The 16,313-nt window shown below is 71.6% G+C and carries 18 protein-coding genes; 9 read left to right on the plus strand and 9 right to left on the minus strand.

Features of this window, described 5'->3' with window-relative positions; all coding sequences use genetic code 11:
* Window positions 1–6: 6 nt before the first annotated feature.
* From AW273_RS02500 to AW273_RS39010, 5 genes are all read right to left on the minus strand, one after another.
* A complete protein-coding gene (locus AW273_RS02500) occupies window positions 7–765 on the minus strand; it encodes a CDP-alcohol phosphatidyltransferase family protein (protein ID WP_062344741.1) in 759 nt (252 codons plus the stop codon).
* Window positions 743–1,783: an iron-containing alcohol dehydrogenase family protein gene (locus AW273_RS02505; protein WP_062345395.1), complete on the minus strand. Its 1,041-nt coding sequence runs from the start codon at window positions 1,781–1,783 to the stop codon at window positions 743–745. Before AW273_RS02505 ends, AW273_RS02500 begins: the two co-directional genes overlap by 23 nt.
* Before the next feature lie 30 nt (window positions 1,784–1,813).
* A complete protein-coding gene (locus tag AW273_RS02510) occupies window positions 1,814–2,545 on the minus strand; it encodes a phosphocholine cytidylyltransferase family protein (RefSeq protein WP_062344743.1) in 732 nt (243 codons plus the stop codon).
* Between the two features lie 93 nt (window positions 2,546–2,638).
* Window positions 2,639–3,262 (minus strand): DUF5941 domain-containing protein, encoded by a 624-nt coding sequence (locus tag AW273_RS39005; RefSeq protein ID WP_062344745.1) that lies wholly within the window; start codon window positions 3,260–3,262, stop codon window positions 2,639–2,641.
* Window positions 3,262–4,680, minus strand: coding sequence for a CDP-alcohol phosphatidyltransferase family protein (locus AW273_RS39010; protein WP_062344747.1), 1,419 nt, complete (start codon window positions 4,678–4,680; stop codon window positions 3,262–3,264). Before AW273_RS39010 ends, AW273_RS39005 begins: the two co-directional genes overlap by 1 nt.
* 105 nt (window positions 4,681–4,785) lie before the next feature.
* On the opposite strand from AW273_RS39010, the gene AW273_RS02525 reads away from it, so the two are divergent.
* Together AW273_RS02525 and AW273_RS02530 are read left to right on the plus strand one after the other, a co-directional pair.
* A complete protein-coding gene (locus AW273_RS02525; protein WP_062345397.1) occupies window positions 4,786–6,180 on the plus strand; it encodes a bifunctional cytidylyltransferase/SDR family oxidoreductase in 1,395 nt (464 codons plus the stop codon).
* A gap of 9 nt (window positions 6,181–6,189) precedes the next feature.
* Window positions 6,190–7,881: a CDP-glycerol glycerophosphotransferase family protein gene (locus AW273_RS02530; protein ID WP_062344748.1), complete on the plus strand. Its 1,692-nt coding sequence runs from the start codon at window positions 6,190–6,192 to the stop codon at window positions 7,879–7,881.
* On the opposite strand, the gene AW273_RS02535 is transcribed toward AW273_RS02530, so the two are convergent.
* Window positions 7,861–8,877: a glycosyltransferase family 2 protein gene (locus AW273_RS02535; RefSeq protein WP_062344750.1), complete on the minus strand. Its 1,017-nt coding sequence runs from the start codon at window positions 8,875–8,877 to the stop codon at window positions 7,861–7,863. The genes AW273_RS02530 and AW273_RS02535 overlap by 21 nt on opposite strands.
* On the opposite strand from AW273_RS02535, the gene AW273_RS02540 reads away from it, so the two are divergent.
* Complete coding sequence (locus AW273_RS02540) at window positions 8,876–10,417, plus strand: LCP family protein (RefSeq protein WP_062345399.1); 1,542 nt, start codon at window positions 8,876–8,878, stop codon at window positions 10,415–10,417. The two genes, AW273_RS02535 and AW273_RS02540, sit on opposite strands and share 2 nt — an antisense overlap.
* On the opposite strand, the gene AW273_RS02545 is transcribed toward AW273_RS02540, so the two are convergent.
* Entirely contained in the window at window positions 10,408–10,977 is a 570-nt protein-coding gene (locus AW273_RS02545) for a dihydrofolate reductase family protein (protein WP_062344753.1), read from the minus strand. The two genes, AW273_RS02540 and AW273_RS02545, sit on opposite strands and share 10 nt — an antisense overlap.
* 77 nt (window positions 10,978–11,054) lie before the next feature.
* Between AW273_RS02545 and AW273_RS02550 the strand changes: the two genes are divergently transcribed.
* On the plus strand, window positions 11,055–11,618 hold the full coding sequence (locus AW273_RS02550; protein ID WP_062344755.1) for a TetR/AcrR family transcriptional regulator: 564 nt from the start codon (window positions 11,055–11,057) through the stop codon (window positions 11,616–11,618).
* 7 nt (window positions 11,619–11,625) lie between these two features.
* Here AW273_RS02550 and AW273_RS02555 read toward each other — a convergent pair whose 3' ends face one another.
* Window positions 11,626–12,060, minus strand: coding sequence for a hypothetical protein (locus tag AW273_RS02555; protein WP_157555526.1), 435 nt, complete (start codon window positions 12,058–12,060; stop codon window positions 11,626–11,628).
* A 96-nt stretch (window positions 12,061–12,156) separates the two neighbouring features.
* Here AW273_RS02555 and AW273_RS02560 point away from each other — a divergent pair, with 96 nt between their 5' ends.
* Genes AW273_RS02560 through AW273_RS02575 form a run of 4 tightly spaced genes read left to right on the plus strand, consistent with a single transcriptional unit; the run spans window position 12,157 to window position 14,954 of the window.
* Complete coding sequence (locus AW273_RS02560; RefSeq protein ID WP_062345401.1) at window positions 12,157–12,834, plus strand: response regulator transcription factor; 678 nt, start codon at window positions 12,157–12,159, stop codon at window positions 12,832–12,834.
* Window positions 12,831–14,051: a sensor histidine kinase gene (locus AW273_RS02565; RefSeq protein WP_062344760.1), complete on the plus strand. Its 1,221-nt coding sequence runs from the start codon at window positions 12,831–12,833 to the stop codon at window positions 14,049–14,051. Before AW273_RS02560 ends, AW273_RS02565 begins: the two co-directional genes overlap by 4 nt.
* Before the next feature lie 35 nt (window positions 14,052–14,086).
* Window positions 14,087–14,374: a PepSY domain-containing protein gene (locus tag AW273_RS02570; protein WP_062344762.1), complete on the plus strand. Its 288-nt coding sequence runs from the start codon at window positions 14,087–14,089 to the stop codon at window positions 14,372–14,374.
* A 40-nt stretch (window positions 14,375–14,414) separates the two neighbouring features.
* Window positions 14,415–14,954, plus strand: coding sequence for a hypothetical protein (locus tag AW273_RS02575; protein ID WP_157555527.1), 540 nt, complete (start codon window positions 14,415–14,417; stop codon window positions 14,952–14,954).
* Window positions 14,955–14,958: 4 nt separating this feature from the next.
* On the opposite strand, the gene AW273_RS02580 is transcribed toward AW273_RS02575, so the two are convergent.
* Window positions 14,959–15,291 (minus strand): helix-turn-helix domain-containing protein, encoded by a 333-nt coding sequence (locus tag AW273_RS02580; protein ID WP_198167970.1) that lies wholly within the window; start codon window positions 15,289–15,291, stop codon window positions 14,959–14,961.
* 164 nt (window positions 15,292–15,455) lie between these two features.
* On the opposite strand from AW273_RS02580, the gene AW273_RS02585 reads away from it, so the two are divergent.
* Entirely contained in the window at window positions 15,456–16,304 is an 849-nt protein-coding gene (locus AW273_RS02585; protein ID WP_062344768.1) for a class II glutamine amidotransferase, read from the plus strand.
* Window positions 16,305–16,313 lie beyond the last annotated feature (9 nt).

A 16,313-nucleotide genomic window follows, 5' to 3' on the forward strand; every position in this document is an offset into this window, starting at 1 on the left:
CAAAACTCAAGCGAGCCGCCGTGAGGCGAGAATGCTCACCAGGTGCAGAATAAGTTGCACTCCGGCGATGATCGCGCACGCCACGACGAGAATCCTCGTCGCCGGAAACCAGAAGTCGAGAATGGCCGCGACCACCACGATAAGTGACAACTCGACCGCCTGGATCACCCGGTGGAACCGCAGCGCGGCCGCCGCCCGGCGGGCCATGGCGAGCTTGCGCGACTGGAACTGGGTGGCCGACACCTCGGTCGCCGCGACCAGCCCCGAGCGGGCCCGCGCGACGTCGACCAGGTCGGTCTCCGACTTGATCAGGATCGCGCCGAGCGCGGCGGCGAAGCCGAGCACGGTGTACCAATCGGGCCAGGTCTCGGAGGCCCGGAAGCCGAGCCCGATGAGGATCGCCGCCTCGGCGAAGTAGTGGCCCACCCGGTCGAGGTAGACGCCGGTCAGCGAGGTGCGCCCGGTCCACCGGGCCAGCTCGCCGTCGGAGCAGTCGAGCAGCAGGTAGACCTGCACCAGCAGGGCGGCCAGCACGGCCGCGGCCAGGCCCGGCAGCACCAGCACCGCGCCCGCCGCCACCCCGGTCACGATCATCAGGCCGGTGACCTGGTTGGGCGTGATGGGGGTGCGGGCCAGCGCCCAGGTGACGTAGATCGACAGCTTGCGCATGTAGAGCAGGCCCGCCCAGTGTTCCCCGTTGCGGCGCTCCAGGGTCATCTCGGGCTGCGCCTTGGCGCGGACCTCAGCGACCGACGGCGTGGACATAACCCTCAACTCGATCACGGATCTCGCCCTCGGTCAGGCGGAGATGCTCAAGGATGGTGTAACGACCCGGACGGGTCGACGGCGCCAGCGCGATGGCCTCGGCGAACTGCTCGGTGGTCAGGCCCACGTCGAGGTGGGTGACCGGCAGTTCGTGCCGGCGCAGGCAGTCGACGATCTGACCCAGCCGGGCCTCGTCGTCGCGCAGGTGGAAACAGAACGCGGCGCCGATGCCGGCCAGCTCGCCGTGGTTGGACGTACCGGGGAAGAGCTGATCCACGGCATGCAGGATCTCATGATCGCCGCCACTCGCCGGACGGCTTGACCCGGCGATGACCATCGACATGCCGGAAAGAATCAAAGCCTCCGCCAAGACGGTCAGGAACGCGTCGGACTCGATGGAGTCGCCGCGCCCCATGACGGCCTCGGCGGCCGTGCGGGCCATGGAACAGGCCAGCCCGTCGATCGGCTCGCCGCGCTCGGTGTTGCCGAGTTGCCAGTCTTCGATCGCCGACAGGTTGCTGATCACGTCGCCGATCCCGGAGCGCACCAGCGCCCGGGGGGCGTCGTGGACGAAGTCGAGGTCGACCATGATCGCCACCGGCATCGGCACGCCGAACGAGCCCTTGCCGCTCTCGTGGGTGAGCGAGGCGGTCGGCGAGCAGATGCCGTCGTGGGCCAGGTTGGTCGCCACCGCGACCATGGGGATGCCGGCCAGCGAGGCGGCGTACTTGGTGGCGTCGATGGTCTTGCCGCCGCCGATGCCCACCAGCGCCTCATAGGCGCCCTTGCGCAGGTCGGCGCCGAGCGAGACGGCCGCGTCGACCGAGCCGTCGGGCACCCGGAAGACCTCCGCGTCGCCCAGCGAGGGCGCGATGACCTCGGTGATGCGGTCGCCCAGGCCCGCGCCCACGGCCACCGCCACCCGCCCGGAGGTCGCCACCCGGCTGTCGGCCAGCAGCGACCCGAGCTGCGCGATCGCGCCCCGGCGCACCTCCATGGTGATGGGTGCGGGGAGCATCCTCGCCAGAATCGGCATGTGCCCCCCCTCTCAGTAGGTCGCGGCGATGAGGCGGGCCTTGGCGAGGTCGTCGTGGTTGTCGACCTCCACCCACCGCACGTCGCCGATCGGCGCGACGTGGATGGTCTCGCCGCGCTCGACCATCTCCTGATAGCCGTCTTCGTAGTAGAGCTGGGGGTCGCGCTCGAAGGTGGTGCGCAGCGCGTCGGCCAGGCGCTCGGCCGCGCCCGGCCGGATGAGGGTGGCGCCGATGTACTCGCCGTAGGCCTCGGAGGGGTCCATCAGCTTGGTGATGCGCTTGAGCTGCTCACCGCCGAGGGTGACCTTCATCTCCTCGTCGCCGAGCGTCTTCACGTCGTCGACCGCGAGCAGCACGTCGCTGGTCTCGGGGGCGTTCAGCAGGGTGTGCTCGACCGAGACGGGGTGGACGGTGTCGCCGTTGACCAGCAGCACGCCGTGGGAGAAGTAGTCGCGGGCGCACCAGAGGGAGTAGGCGTTGTTCCACTCCTCGGCCTTGTCGTTGAAGACCAGCGTCAGGTTGACGCCGTGGCGGTCTTCGAGCGCCGCCTTGCGGTCGACGACGGCCTGCGCCTGATATCCCACGATCACCACGACCTCGCGGAGGTCCACCGCGGCGAGGTTGCCCAGGGCGATGTCCAGGATCGTCGTCTCCCCGTCGACCGGCACCAGCGCCTTGGGCAGAGTGTCGGTGTAGGGCCTTAGACGGCGGCCGGCTCCGGCGGCCAGCACCATTCCCAGCAACGTGCGCTCCTTGGGGTCGAACTGCGTGTAACCCCACAGGTTAGTTGCCAACCGGACCTGATCGTGTAATCCGAATGAGGGCTGTTGTTTAGATTAATCGTTGATGTCGAGATTGGCGGCCTCCGTACCGGAACGCGGGGCCGCCAGCCAGCAGGTCACGCTTTCCCAGCCGAACATGCCCCACAGGTAGAGCGCCAGGAGCACGAACACCGCCGTCACCCCGTCGAACCACGCGCCCGCGGCGACCACGAGCATGCGGCCCTCCCAGCCGAACCCGGCCGCCGCGAGCCAGGCGGGCGGGTAGACGTGCTGGCGGACCCGGTAGACGAGGTCGTAATGGTGGAAGAGGATAGCGCCGAGGAGCAGGAAGATGATCACCGGGGGCACCCCGTGGGCGAACCCGACCGACGCCACGAAGCCATATTCGGTGATCCGCAGGATCGGCGGCACCAGCCAGTCGAGCCGCCCGTCGTGGCGGTGGGAGGAGCCCGGCCCGGCCAGCAGCAGCGCGACCGCCGGGGCGAACACGGCCAGGCCGTCGGCGCCCGCGACGCCGAGGGTCAGCAGCACCCCGGTCACGAACATGCCCGCCAGGGCCGGCGGCAGCGGCGGGATCTGGCCGGAGACCATCGTGCCCATCGCGGCCGACAGGGGGCCGTCGTCGCGGTAGGCGACCACGTGCCCGGCGGGCACCGGAGACAGGTGAGTCGTCGTCATCAGAGCGACCTCGCGATCCGTCCGGTGAGCGTGTAGAGGGCGGCGATCCCGCCCCAGACCAGCAGCGCCACGAAGGTGACGTAGGCGTTGAAGAACGCGGCCGTGAGCGCGATGAGCGCCATGCGCTCGCCGATCGGCAGCACGACGATCTTCTTCGCCCACCGGGTGGCGGTGCCCTGCTCCAGCTTGCCGGCCAGTTGCACCAGCCGGGCCCCGTCGGCCGCCACGGCCAGCGACCGCCGTGAGTTGCCCCACGCCGAGCCCACCTTCGCGGCGTCGGCGACGGCACCGGCGTACGAGAAGTCGATCATGTGCCGGATCGCCTGGAGCAACATCGCGGCGACCGCCAGGGCCCAGATGTTCTCGGGCCCGGTGGGCCCGCCGACCATGCCCCCGCTGTAGCCGATGGCCAGCCCGACGTAGACGACGTACTCCTTGACGCGGTCGAACGTCGCGTCGAGCCAGGCCCCGATCGGGCTGAACCGCCGCGTGTAGCGGGCGAGCTGCCCGTCGACGCAGTCGAGCACGAACGACAGGTAGAGCGCGACCGCCCCGGCGAGCTGGGCGGCGCGGGTCCCGGTGGAGAACCAGATCGCGGCCATCGCCGCCAGGCCGACCGAGACGCCGGTCACCCCGTTGGGCGTCAGCCGCAACCAGGCCGCCGCCTTCACGAGGTGGCGCGACCAGGTGCTGACGGCGTAGGTGGCGAAGAAGCCGTCGTCCTGTTTGACGGCGGCGTCGAGCCGGGCGCGTTCCTCGTCGACCGCGCCGAGGCGGCCGAACGCCGCGTCGGCGGCCTCCTGCCCGGTCACCCGCTCGGCGTGCAGGACACCGAGCGGGACCGCCGCGACCGGCACCCCCGAGCGCACCAGCCCGGCCAGCAGCAGGTCGGCGGCCTCGTCGTCACGGGCGTCGCCGAGCAGCCTCTCGGCGGCCAGGTCGCTCAGCTCGGCCGCGACCGCGGCCACGCGCGGCAGGTCGGGCGCGCTCACCTGGAGCACGCCGCGGAAGGTGGCGTTGGGGCCGACGAGCTGGTGGAAGGAGTTCCCGGCCGCCGCGACGCGGTCGTTCTCGACCCTGACCGGGCTCGCGCCGGGGCCGGGTTCGCCCGCGGCGACCAGCGCGCCGGTGCCCCGGGCCGGGTGTTCCAGGAGTCCGGCGATGGCCTCGGTGTGGGCCACCACGTCACCTGAGATGATGGCCAGCGGCGCGGAGCCGGCCCGGGCCACCACGGCGATCTCCCTGAGGTCGTCGGCGAGGTCGCCGCCCGCGTGGCCGACCACTCTGACCGCGACCGGGATTGAGGTGAGCTGTTCGGTGAGCCGTCCGAGCACGGTGCCCCCGTCGCAGGCCAGCCGGGCCGCGGGGGTGTTGGCGAGCACGACCGCCACGGTCTGCGTGACGGACTGAACCTGCATGTCAGACCCCACTTCCGTCGACGCCCGCGCTAACCCGAAAAGTAACCGAGTGATCACTAATGGGCAATCACCGCGAGGGGTATGGTGCGGGCGGGGAGGATCAAGATGATCGAATCACGGTTGCGCACGGTCGGCGTCGTCCTGGCCGGAGGCGTCGGGCAGCGGGTCGGGCTCAACACGCCGAAGCAGCTCCTCAAGATCGCGGGCCGGACCATCCTGGAGCACACCCTGGCCGTCTTCGACGGCCACCCCGACATCGACGAGGTCGTCGTGCTGATGACCCCGGGGTTCGGTGACGAGGTGCGGGCGCTCGTGGAGCGTAACGGTTTCACGAAGGTCAGCAAGGTGATCGACGGCGGAACGAGCCGGACCGAGTCGACCTGGCTGGCCCTTTCCGCCCTGGGAGACGAGGAATGTGACGTCCTCCTCCACGACGCCGTGCGGCCCCTGATCGAGCCCCGCATCATCGCCGCGTGCGTCGAGAAGTTGCAGGAGTTCCAGGCGGTCGACGTCGCGATCCCGTCGAGCGACACCGTGGTGGTGGCGGTGCCGGGGCCGTCGGGCGAGATCATCCGCGACATCCCCGACCGGTCGGGGCTGCGCCGGGGGCAGACCCCGCAGTGCTTCCGGCTGTCGGTGATCCGCGACGCCTACCGGCGCGCACTGGCCGACCCCGACTTCGACCGGCGGCCCGCCACCGACGACTGCGGCGTCATGCTGCGCTACCGCCCCGACGTGCCGATCGCGATCGTGCCCGGCAGCGAGCACAACATGAAGGTGACCCACCCGGTCGACGTCTACATCGCCGACAAGCTGTTCCAGCTCGCCGCCGCCACCCCGCCCGACCCGCAGCCCGGCCTCGACCTCACCGGCAAGGTGCTGGTCGTCTTCGGCGGCTCCTACGGCATCGGCGCCGACGTCGCCGACCTGGCCCGCAAGCACGGCGCCGACACCCACGTCTTCTCCCGCACCGCCGGCGGGGTCGCGGTGCAGGATCCGGCCGCGGTGGCCGAGGCCCTCCGGGGCGTGCACGCCGCCACCGGCCGCATCGACTTCGTGGTCAACACCGCCGCCGTGCTGCACATGGGCAAGCTGGCCGACACCGACCCCGCGACCGTCGAGGAGACGGTCGCCGTCAACTACCTGGGGCCGGTCAACGTGGCGAGGGCGGCGTTCGGCCACCTCGCCGAGACCCGCGGCCACCTGCTGCTCTACACCTCCTCCTCCTACACGCGCGGCCGGGCCGACTACAGCCTCTACTCCTCGTCCAAGGCCGCCGTCGTGAACCTCACCCAGGCGCTCGCCGACGAGTGGGCGCCCCACGGCATCCGGGTCAACTGCGTCAACCCCGAACGCACCGCCACGCCGATGCGGCAGCGCGCGTTCGGCGACGAACCGCCGACGTCGTTGCTCTCCCCCTACGCCGTGGCGGAGACCAGCATCGATGTGCTGGTGTCCCCTTTGACCGGACAGGTGATCGATGTGCGGCTGACTGGGTAACCCCCCTCTATGGGGAAGAAAGTCCTGGTCACGGGCGTTGTGGTGGGCTCGTGCCCAGTGCTGGTGGCGGCCGCGCTGGCACCGTCGCCGGGGTTGTTCGCAGCCGCCGTGCTCGTGTCCTACGCCGCCGAGCCGCTGTTGCCGAAGGCGGCGGCCGACCAGCTCGGCCGCGTGCACCTGGGGGTGACGGTCCGGTTCCTGGCCCGGGAGATGGCGGCGGTGCTGCTGCTGGCCCGGCTGGGCCTGCCGTTCGAGTTCCTGGCGGGCGGGCTGTTCATCTTCCATGCCATGCGAGCCACCCAGACCGGGCTGGCGCTGTTGCTGCACCGGTGGCACCATCTGCGGCCGGTGGAGTCGCGCAACCTGCACGTCACGCTGCCGATGGCGCCGCCCGGCCGGCTGCTCGGCCGGCGCGGGACCCGGCTGCTCTACTTCGACGTCCCGCCGGTCGCGCTGGCGGCGGTCGCGGGCCTGTCCGGCGACGCGTGGCTCGCGGGCGCGGGGACGGCGGTGACGCTGGCCGCCATGGCGGTGGTGACGGCGCTGCTCGCGATGCGGCTCCGCCGGGCCGCGCCGGTGGCCGACCGCCGCCGGGTCGCGCATCTCGTCGACGAGCGGGTCAGGGCCTACGACCCGGAGGTCATCCTGTACTTCTCCGGCGCCGCCAACGCCGTCTACCAGGCGTCGATGTGGCTGCCGGTCCTGGAGGCGCTGCCCCGGCGGGCGATCGTGGTGCTGCGCGAACGGCCGCTGTTCACCGCGCTGGCCCCGACGTCGCTGCCGGTGCTGTGCATCCCGTCGGCGGTCGACATGATGAACTTCCGCGGGCTCGACAGCGCGCGGGTGGCGCTGTTCGCCTCCAACGTCGGCAACAACATCCACATGCTGCGGGTGCCGGGCGTGGTGAGCGTGTTCGTCGGCCACGGCGACAGCGACAAGGAGGCGTCGTTCAACCCGTACACGAAGGTCTACGACCAGGTCTGGGTGGCCGGGCCGGCCGGCCGCGACCGCTACCGGCGGGCCGGCGTCGGGGTGCGCGACGAGACGATCGTCGAGGTGGGCCGGCCGCAACTGGCCGGGATCAGCGAGAAGGGCCCGCAGACGCGCTCGGTCCTCTACGCCCCCACCTGGGAGGGCTGGACCGACGACCTGTTCCACACGTCGGTGGCGGCGATGGGGCCCCACCTGGTCGACGCGCTGCTCGCCGAAGGGGTCAGGGTCGTCTACAAGCCCCACCCGCTGACCGGCCACCGCTCGATGACGGTCCGCCGCGCGCACGGCGCGATCATGGCCCGGCTGCGCCGCGAACACCCCGACTCGGGCACGGTGGTGCTGGGCCCAGAACCGAGCCTGTACGACTGCTTCAACGACGCCGACCTGCTGATCAGCGACATCTCCAGCGTGGTCGCCGACTTCATGGCGTCGGGCAAGCCCTATGTCGTCACCAACGTGGCCGACCGGGAGCGGGAGGAGTTCGTCACCCGCTATCCGTCGGCCGGGGCGGCCTACCTGCTGTCGGAGGACCTGCGGGAGCTCCCCGAGATCCTCGCCCAGATGTCGAAGGGGCCGGGCGAGGACGAACTCGCCGACGCCCGCCGCGCCCTGCGCGGCTACCTGCTCGGCGACGGCGAACCGATGGCCCGGTTCGCCGCGGCCGTCGAGGAGGCCTATCGGCAGGGGCTAATGAAGCAGGTCCTGTAGCCCGACCGTCTCGTGCTTCTTGCGCAGCCGCTTCGGGCTGGTGATGAAGCCGGTGCCCCATGACAGGTGCATGGCGGCGTAGACGACCGGAAGGCGGAGCAGCGCGGCCGGTTCGAGGTCGCGGCCGGTCAGCACCGAACCGGCGACGATGGCCAGCGCGTAGCCGGCCGGGACGACGAACGCGGGCGGCCAGAAGAAGCCGGCGACCAGGCCCAGCACGATCAGCGAGACCGCGATCGGCGGGGCCAGGTAGCGGAGGTTGATGGTGCCCTGGTGGGTGCGGGCCACCACCCGCCGCCAGCGGCCGTAGTGGAAGTACTGACCGGCCAGGGCGCCGACGGTGGCACGCGGCCGGTAGGAGACCCGCATCTTCGGCTGGAACCACACCAGGCCGCCGGTCGCCCGGATGCGGTGGTTCATCTCCCAGTCCTGCGCGCGCTGGAAGTGTTCGTCGTAGCCGCCGACCCGCTCCAGCGCGGTGCGCCGGAACACGCCCAGATAGACGGTGTCGGCCGGGCCGCCCTCGCCGCCGACGTGGAACGCGGCGTTGCCGACGCCGATCTTCGAGGTCATCGCCCGCGCGACCGCCTTCTCGAACGGGCTGACCCCCTCGGCGGCCATGATGCCGCCGACGTTGTCGGCGCCGGTCTGCCCGAGGGTCTCCACGGCGGTGCGGACGTAGTCGCGCGGCAACATGGCGTGCCCGTCGACCCGGGCCACCACCTCGCCCTTGGAGGCGCTGATGGCGGCGTTGAGCGCATGGGGGGTGCGGCCCGTGGGGTTGGGCACGATGGTCACCCGGGAGTCGGCCGCGGCGATCGACTCGGCGACCTCCTGCGTGCGGTCGCGGGAGGGGCCGACTGCCAGGACGACGTCGATCGGGCCCGCATAGTCCTGGTCGAGGACCTGCTGGACCGCTTCGCGTAGATGCCGCTCTTCGTTGAGCACCGGCATGATGACGGAGACCGCGGGGGGCGCGTCGAGGAAGGGGTTCATGGCTGCGCTCACGCTACTGTACGAGGGGGCGTGGACGGCAACCTCGAAGGGGGAGCGCGTGGAGGACTCGGGTGTTCACGTGGGCGGAGACGCCTACGGAGGGGTCCGGGTAGCAGCTCCCCGCAAGGGCCGCCGGCACCGCCGGGCGAGCATGCGCTCCATCGTCCTGACCGGCACCCTGTCGAGCCTGGTGCTGGTCGGCTCGGGCTTCGCGTGGGCGCTGCCCAACTACGTCTCCGGCCGCATCACCTCGGTCGACGCCGGCACCGCCGGCTCGGCCACCCGGGGCGCGATGAACATCCTCCTGGTGGGCGTCGACAAGCGCGACGACCTGTCGCGCCGCCAGCAGAACCAGCTCCACCTGGGCCGCGAGGTCGGGCAGCGCACCGACACGATGATGGTCGTGCACGTCTCCGAAGACCACAAGAAGGTGACAGTGGTCTCGCTGCCGCGTGACACGTGGACCGAGATCCCCGGCCAGGGCACTCACAAGATCAACAGCGCCTACCAGTTCGGCGGCGCGAAGCTCGCCGTCCGGGCGGTGCAGCAGGCCACCGGCATGCGCATCAACCACTACGTCGAGGTCAACGTGCTGGGCTTCATCGACGTGGTCGACTCGCTCGGCGGCATCACGGTCTGCACGCCGGTTCCCATCAACGACGACAAGACCAAGCTCGTCCTGACGGCCGGCACCCACAACCTCGACGGCGTCAACGCCCTCGCGTACGCCCGCACGCGGGCCACCGCCCGCTCCGACCTCGACCGCATCGACCGCCAGCAGCAGGTCATCTCGGCCATGCTCCAGCAGGCGCTGAGCGGCGGCACGCTCACCAACCCGGCCAAGCTGGGCGCCCTGGTCAACTCGACGCTGCGCACCCTCACGGTCGACGACGAGTTGTCCGGCAACATGCTCGACCTGGCCACCCAGCTCAAAGACGTGTCGACCGACGACGTGTCGTTCGCGACCGTGCCGATCGCCGACGTCAACTACACGACCCCGACGGGTGAGTCGGCGGTGCTCTGGGACAAGGCGGCCGCCGCCGAGATGTTCCGCCGCATCGACAACGACGAAGACCTCGCCAAGCCGGCCAAGCCGTCGCCGTCGGCGACCCCCTCGGCCACGGCGTCCGCGACCCCGACGCTCAGCCGGTCGGCCCCGCTGTCGGTGCCGCCGAACCGCATCCGGCTGAAGGTCCTCAACGGCACCCTCGTCACGGGTCTCGGCGCCCGCACCCGCGACGCCCTGCTCGGCGCGGGTTTCCTGGTGCCCGAGGAGGCGGGCGACACCGGCCGCCGCGACTACAAGAACACGGTGGTCCGCTACGCCGCCGGGCGCGAGGACTCCGCCCGCACGGTCGCCGCCGCGCTGCCCGGGGCCGAGATGCGCCAGGTCGACGTCGAGGGCATCGAGGTCATCATCGGCACCGAGAACCACGAGGTCGAGAAGGTGAGCGTGCCGACGGCCGCGCCGACCCCGTCGAAGGCGCCGACCCCGGCGGCCCGGACCGCCACGCAGAACATCTGCAAGCCTCAGGCGTGAACGTACTCGTTGACCACCACGCCTGACGCGTAGGGCGTGGTGCGCTCCAGCCGGAACGTGTGCGGGGCGTAGGGCGCGGCGAAGAGCGCCGGTCCGTCCTGGAGCACGACCGGGTTGACCTTGAGCACCATCCGGTCGATCTCGTCGACCAGGGCGCTGGCGAGCAGGCCGCCGCCGCAGAGCCAGATGCCGGTGCCCTCCTCCTTCTTCAGCCGCCGCACGACCTCCACCGGGTCCTCGCCGGTGAGGGTGATGTTCTCCGGCACGTCGCCGGGGCCCCGGGTGCGGGAGAAGACGTACTGGCGCGTGTGCGGATAAGGGTCGCGGGTGTGGGCGAAGCCCGCGGCGTAGGTGTTCCAGCCCATCAGGGTCGTGTCGAAGCGCGACCCGTCGGCGGTGAGGCCGAGCATGCGCAGCCCGACGTCGGGCAGGGTGTCGCGGTAGTCGCGCTTGATCATCTCGATGTGGTCGCCCTCGACCGGGAACGCCGAGAAGTCGTCGGCGGGACCGGAGATCCGGCCGTCGAGCGAGACGGCGACGTAATAGGTGAGCTCTCGCATACGTTCTCCAACCACGGCAGTTGTAGTGATTGCCCAGAATGTACTACAGCCGTCGTGGTTGCGCTACTCTCGACGCCATGGCACGAAACGCGGGACGACGGGCGGAGCTGGCCGACGCCGGCATCAGGGTGCTGGCCCGGGAGGGCTCGCGGGGCCTCACCCACCGGGCGGTCGACGCCGAGTGCGGCGCCCCGACCGGAACGGCGTCCAACTACTTCCGCTCCCGGGCCGACCTGCTCGAAGGGCTGGTCGCCCGGATCGGCGAACGCTTCGCGCCCGATCCCGAGGTGCTGGCCGAGCTCGCCTCCCACCCGCCCGACCGCGCCTCGTTCGCCCGCCACGTGCGCGACATCGTGCGCCGGCTGAGCGCCCATCCCGAGGTCACGCTGGCCTGGTTCGAGCTGCGGCTGGAGGCGGCCCGGCGGCCCGAGGTCGCCGACCTGATGCGGGGCGTGCTGCTGGAGGGCTTCCGCGCCGACGTCGCCTACAACCGGGCCGCCGGGCTGCCCGGCGGCCCGGCGGAGATCGCGCTGTTCCACTACGCCGTCGACGGGCTGCTGCTCGACCGGCTGACCGTCCCGATCGACCCCGGGACCTCCACCGACGCGGTGGTCGAGGCGCTGGTCGACGGGCTGCTCTGACCGGCGCTCAGTCGTTCGTGACGACGGTGCGGGGCACGTCGCCCTCGCAGTGGGTCTCCACCTCGACCTCGGCCTCGCCCCGCTCGAACTTGACCTTGGCCCGCTGGTCGGGGCCCGGTTCGACGTCGTCGGTCCGCCAGCCCTGGGCCGGGGTCCAGGAGGTCAGGTGCGCGCGGCCGGCCGTACAGGACACGACGACCGTGCCCCCTTCGGTCGACACGACGCGGCTCGCCGCGGCGGCGGCCGAGGGGCGGGGCGTCGGCGGGTCGACCGGGGGCGCGGGCAGGGCGAGTTCACGCCGGACCGCCTCGGCCGAGAGCGCCTGGCCGCCCGGACCCCGGAACGCGCCGCCGAAGGAGCCGATGACGACCAGCCCGGCGACGGTCGCCGCGAGCGCCGCGACCACCCAGCCCGCGACCGCGAAGACGAGACGCCGATCCATGCCGTCCACCATCCCTCTCCCTGGGCTAAGGCCGGGTTAAGGCGACGCTAAGCCCCATCGCCACCGAACCGGACATTGACTAACGTGTCGGGCACCATGGCGAGTCTGCTGCTCATCGAAGACGACGTGACGATCCGGACCGCGCTGGTCCGCGCCCTCCGCGACAAGGGACACGCCGTCGCGTCGGCGTCGTCGGCGCTCGACGGGCTGCGCATGGCCCTCGACGACCGTCCCGACCTGGTCGTGCTGGACCTGGGCCTGCCCGACCTCGACGGCGCCGAACTGCTGCGCATGCTGCGCGCGGTGTCGGCGGTGCCGGTGATCGTGGCGACGGCCCGCGACGGCGACGCCGAGTCGGTCCGGGTGCTGGACGCCGGGGCCGACGACTACCTGGTGAAACCGTTCACGGCGGCCCAGCTCGACGCGCGGGTGCGGGCGGTGCTGCGGCGTACCGGATCGGCGCCGGGCGACCCGACCGTGACGGTCGGCGGCCTGCGGGTGGACCCGCGCGGCAGGGAGGCGCTGCTCGACGGGCGCCGGCTCGACCTGACGCCGCGCGAGTTCGACCTCCTCCTCTATCTGGCCGCACGGGCCGGGCAGGTGGTGACGAAACGGGAACTCCTCATCGAGGTGTGGCAACTGCCCTACGGCGGCACCGACAAGACGGTCGACGTCCACCTGTCGTGGTTGCGGAGGAAACTGGGCGAGACCGCCCAGGAACCGCGCTACCTGCACACCATGCGCGGAGTCGGGGTCAAGCTGGTGTCGCCGTGAGGAGCCGGCTCGCGCTGCTGGTGGCCGCGACGACCTCCCTCGTCCTGGTCGCCATGCTGGTGCCGCTGGCCCTGCTGGTGCGGGCGACCGCCGAGAACAACGCGATCACGCAGGCGACCGCGGAGGCGCAGTCGGTCGGCGCGGTGATCGGGACCGTCGACGACGCGACGCTGGCCCTGGCCGTCGGCCGCGCCGAGGCGGCGGCCGGCCACGACGTCGCGGTCTTCCCGCCCGGCGCGCGGCAGGTCTCCGAGACGGTCGAACTGGCCCGGCGGGGCCGCAGCTTCACCGCCGTCTCCCCGTCCGGCGGCCGGGAGGTCCTGGTCGCGGTGCAGGGGCCGGGCGGGACGAGCGTGGTCCGGGTCGTGCTGACCCCCGACGACCTGACCCGCGGCGTCGGTCAGACCTGGCTCGGGCTGCTGCTGCTCGGGGTGGTCCTGATCGGGCTCGGCGTGGCCCTCGCCGACCGGCTGGCGGTCGCCATCACCCGCCCGATGACCGCGCTGGCCCGGGTGTCCCACCGGCTGGCCGGAGGCGACCTGGAGGCCCGCGCGGTGCCGGGCGGGCCGCCCGAGGTGCGGTCGGCCGGGCTGGCCCTCAACCACCTCGCCGGCCGCATCGGCGAACTGCTGGCCGAGGAGCGCGAGACGGTCGCCGACATCTCCCACCGGCTCAGGACCCCGCTGACCGGGCTCCGCCTGGAGGCAGAGTCGCTGCGCGACCCCTCGGAGGCCGACCGCATCGCCGCCCGCGTCGACGCGCTGGAGAAGGCGGTGACCTCGGTGATCCTCGACGCCCGCCGCCGCACCCGGGAGAAGGGCTCGTGCGACGCCGCCGTGGTGGTGCGCGAGCGGGCCGAGTTCTGGTCGGTGCTGGCCGAGGAGCAGGAACGCGCCTTCTCCGTGACGGTCCCGCCCGGCCCCGTCGAGGTGCCCGTCTCCGCCCCCGACCTCGCCGCGGCCCTCGACGCGCTGTTCGAGAACGTGTTCGCCCACACCGACGAGGGGGTCTCCTTCTCGGTACGCCTGACGCCCCGCGAACTGGTCGTGGAGGACGACGGCCCCGGCTTCGGCCCGGCCGCCCTGGAGCGCGGCCACAGCGGCGCCGGGTCGACCGGGCTCGGCCTGGACATCGTGCGCCGGACCGTGCCGCAGACGCGTCTGGAGAGGTCCCCCGGCGGCGGCGCGCGGGTGGTGCTGACGTTAGTGACGTCTTAGCGTGGCGCTATCCGGGTTCCGGCGAATCTGAGGGCATGAGAATCCGATACGCAGTAGCCGCCGCGGTCACCGTTCTCGGCCTGACCGCCGCCGCCACCCCCGCCGTCGCCGCCGCCACGACCGCCGCCGTCACCAAGGCGCAGGCCGTGAAGATCGCGAAGAAGAAGGTGCCCGGCGCGTACGTGAGCGAGGTCGAGCGCGAGTACGAGCACGGCCGGCGCACCTGGAAGATCGAGCTGGAGAAGGGCCACTGGGAGTACGACGTCTACGTCGCCGTGTCGGACGGAAGCATCGTCAAGTTCACCCGCGACTACGACGACTGACACCCTCGACGCCACCTGAGACGCGATTCACACTGGGAGCATGCCGAGCCCACGGTTGATCGGAGAACGGTTCAACCTGCCGTTGGTCCTTGACCGGCTCACCGCTCCCGACGCCCACTCCCCGGACAACCCGGTGCTCATCGGCGTCTTCGCCGGGGACCAGGCCGACCGGGCCGGCACCGCCCCGGCCGAGGGACACTTCGAGCGCGACCGGGCCCGCCGCGCCAAGGTGATGCGGTTGCTGGGGAGTGGGCACGTGCGGTCGCCGCGCGACTACTACAACGCGGCGATGGTCCTGCAGCACTCCCACCTGGTGGAGCACTTCCACCTCGGGCACGTGCTGGCCCGGCTGAGCGCGCTGGCCGGATACGGCCCGGCCAAGTGGCTGGCCGCGGCGGCGATGGACCGGTGGCTGATGCACCAGGGCCTGCCGCAGCACTACGGAACCCAGTACGTGGAGGACGGCGAGGGGTTCCGGTTGTGGGACGTGGAACCGGAGACGACCGACGAGGAGAGGGCCGAATGGAATGTGCCGCCACTCGGCGAGGCGGTGCGAATGGCGGCCGACTTCCCCGTCTGAGGCCTCAGGCGGCCGTCTTCTCCGTCCCCCGCTTCCGATAGGCAGCCGGCGACACCCCGTACTCCTCCAGGAACACCCGCGAGAAGTGCGAGCACGACCGGAACCCCCACCGCTGCGCGATGACCCCCACGGGCACCCCCGTCGACCTCGGCGACCCCAGTTCCTCTCTGCACTTCTCCAGCCGCCGCGACCGGATGTACCGCGCCGCCGACACTCCCCGTGCTTCGAACATGCGGTAGAGCCCGCGAATCGATAAGTAGTGCGCCGCGGCGATGGTGGGCGGGCAGAGGTCCGGGTCCCCGAGGCGGTGGTCGATGTAGGCGACGATGCGTGCCATCAGGTGATCATCCATGGTCATCCGTGACATACGGCCCAACGTAGGACGCGCCTGTATAGCCGCCGTATATTCCGCGGCACCTTGACCGCCCCCATGATCGCACGTGGCCAAACCCTTGTCCGTGCCGATCTGTGCCGGTTTGCGGCCACGGGGATAAGCACGTCATGTGCCGCCTCTTCGGGTTGTCCGCCGCCCCGCACCGCACCAAGGCCACGTTCTGGCTCCTGGAGGCCCCCGACTCCCTGACCGCCCAGAGCCACCACGACCCCGACGGCGCCGGCCTGGGCTTCTTCGACCGCGGCGAGGCCCACACTCACAAGGCCCCGATCGCCGCCTACGAGGACCGCTGCTTCGCCCACGACGCGAAGGAGGAGTGCTCGGCGACCTTCATCGCCCACGTCCGCTACGCCTCGACCGGCGGCCTCGAACGCAGGAACACCCACCCCTTCAAGCAGGACAACCGGCTGTTCGCGCACAACGGCGTCGTCGAGGGCCTCGACCGGCTGGAGGCCGAACTGGGCCCCGACCGGAGCCTGGTCAAGGGCGACACCGACTCGGAACGGGTCTTCGCGCTCATCACCCGCGAGATCCGCGCCAACGGCGGCGACGTCAGCGCCGCGATCGTGTCGGCGACCCGCTGGATCGCCGACGAACTCCCGCTGTACGCGCTCAACCTCGTCCTCACGTCGGACACGCAGATGTGGGCGCTGCGTTATCCCGAGACCCATGAGTTGTACGTCCTGGAACGCCACGCCGGCCTTCTCCGCCATGAGGGAACCGGCGGCAGGATCACGGTGGAAAGCGCCGACCTGGCCGACCGGCAATGCGTCGTGGTGGCCAGTGAACGAATGGACGACGACCCCGGCTGGCGTCTCATGGAACCGGGTGAACTCCTGCACGCCGACCGGAGATCGGCCGTGCACAGGAACATCGTGCTGCCCGATCCGCCGCGTCGTCAGATGACCCTGCGGGACCTGCGGCCGGAGGCGGCGGCGTCACAACACGGCGCGTGAACCGGCCCG

This window comes from Herbidospora yilanensis (assembly GCF_001570565.1).
Taxonomy (GTDB): Bacteria; Actinomycetota; Actinomycetes; order Streptosporangiales; family Streptosporangiaceae; genus Herbidospora; species Herbidospora yilanensis.

Coding starts and splice junctions, on each gene's coding strand:
- AW273_RS02500 (WP_062344741.1), bottom strand. CDS start 765: ATGTCCACGCCGTCGGTCGCTGAGGTCCGCGCCAAGGCGCAGCCCGAG.
- AW273_RS02505 (WP_062345395.1), bottom strand. CDS start 1,783: ATGCTCCCCGCACCCATCACCATGGAGGTGCGCCGGGGCGCGATCGCG.
- AW273_RS39005 (WP_062344745.1), bottom strand. CDS start 3,262: ATGACGACGACTCACCTGTCTCCGGTGCCCGCCGGGCACGTGGTCGCC.
- AW273_RS39010 (WP_062344747.1), bottom strand. CDS start 4,680: ATGCAGGTTCAGTCCGTCACGCAGACCGTGGCGGTCGTGCTCGCCAAC.
- AW273_RS02525 (WP_062345397.1), top strand. CDS start 4,786: ATGATCGAATCACGGTTGCGCACGGTCGGCGTCGTCCTGGCCGGAGGC.
- AW273_RS02530 (WP_062344748.1), top strand. CDS start 6,190: ATGGGGAAGAAAGTCCTGGTCACGGGCGTTGTGGTGGGCTCGTGCCCA.
- AW273_RS02540 (WP_062345399.1), top strand. CDS start 8,876: ATGGCTGCGCTCACGCTACTGTACGAGGGGGCGTGGACGGCAACCTCG.
- AW273_RS02535 (WP_062344750.1), bottom strand. CDS start 8,877: ATGAACCCCTTCCTCGACGCGCCCCCCGCGGTCTCCGTCATCATGCCG.
- AW273_RS02545 (WP_062344753.1), bottom strand. CDS start 10,977: ATGCGAGAGCTCACCTATTACGTCGCCGTCTCGCTCGACGGCCGGATC.
- AW273_RS02550 (WP_062344755.1), top strand. CDS start 11,055: ATGGCACGAAACGCGGGACGACGGGCGGAGCTGGCCGACGCCGGCATC.
- AW273_RS02555 (WP_157555526.1), bottom strand. CDS start 12,060: ATGGATCGGCGTCTCGTCTTCGCGGTCGCGGGCTGGGTGGTCGCGGCG.
- AW273_RS02560 (WP_062345401.1), top strand. CDS start 12,157: ATGGCGAGTCTGCTGCTCATCGAAGACGACGTGACGATCCGGACCGCG.
- AW273_RS02570 (WP_062344762.1), top strand. CDS start 14,087: ATGAGAATCCGATACGCAGTAGCCGCCGCGGTCACCGTTCTCGGCCTG.
- AW273_RS02575 (WP_157555527.1), top strand. CDS start 14,415: ATGCCGAGCCCACGGTTGATCGGAGAACGGTTCAACCTGCCGTTGGTC.
- AW273_RS02580 (WP_198167970.1), bottom strand. CDS start 15,291: ATGGCACGCATCGTCGCCTACATCGACCACCGCCTCGGGGACCCGGAC.
- AW273_RS02585 (WP_062344768.1), top strand. CDS start 15,456: ATGTGCCGCCTCTTCGGGTTGTCCGCCGCCCCGCACCGCACCAAGGCC.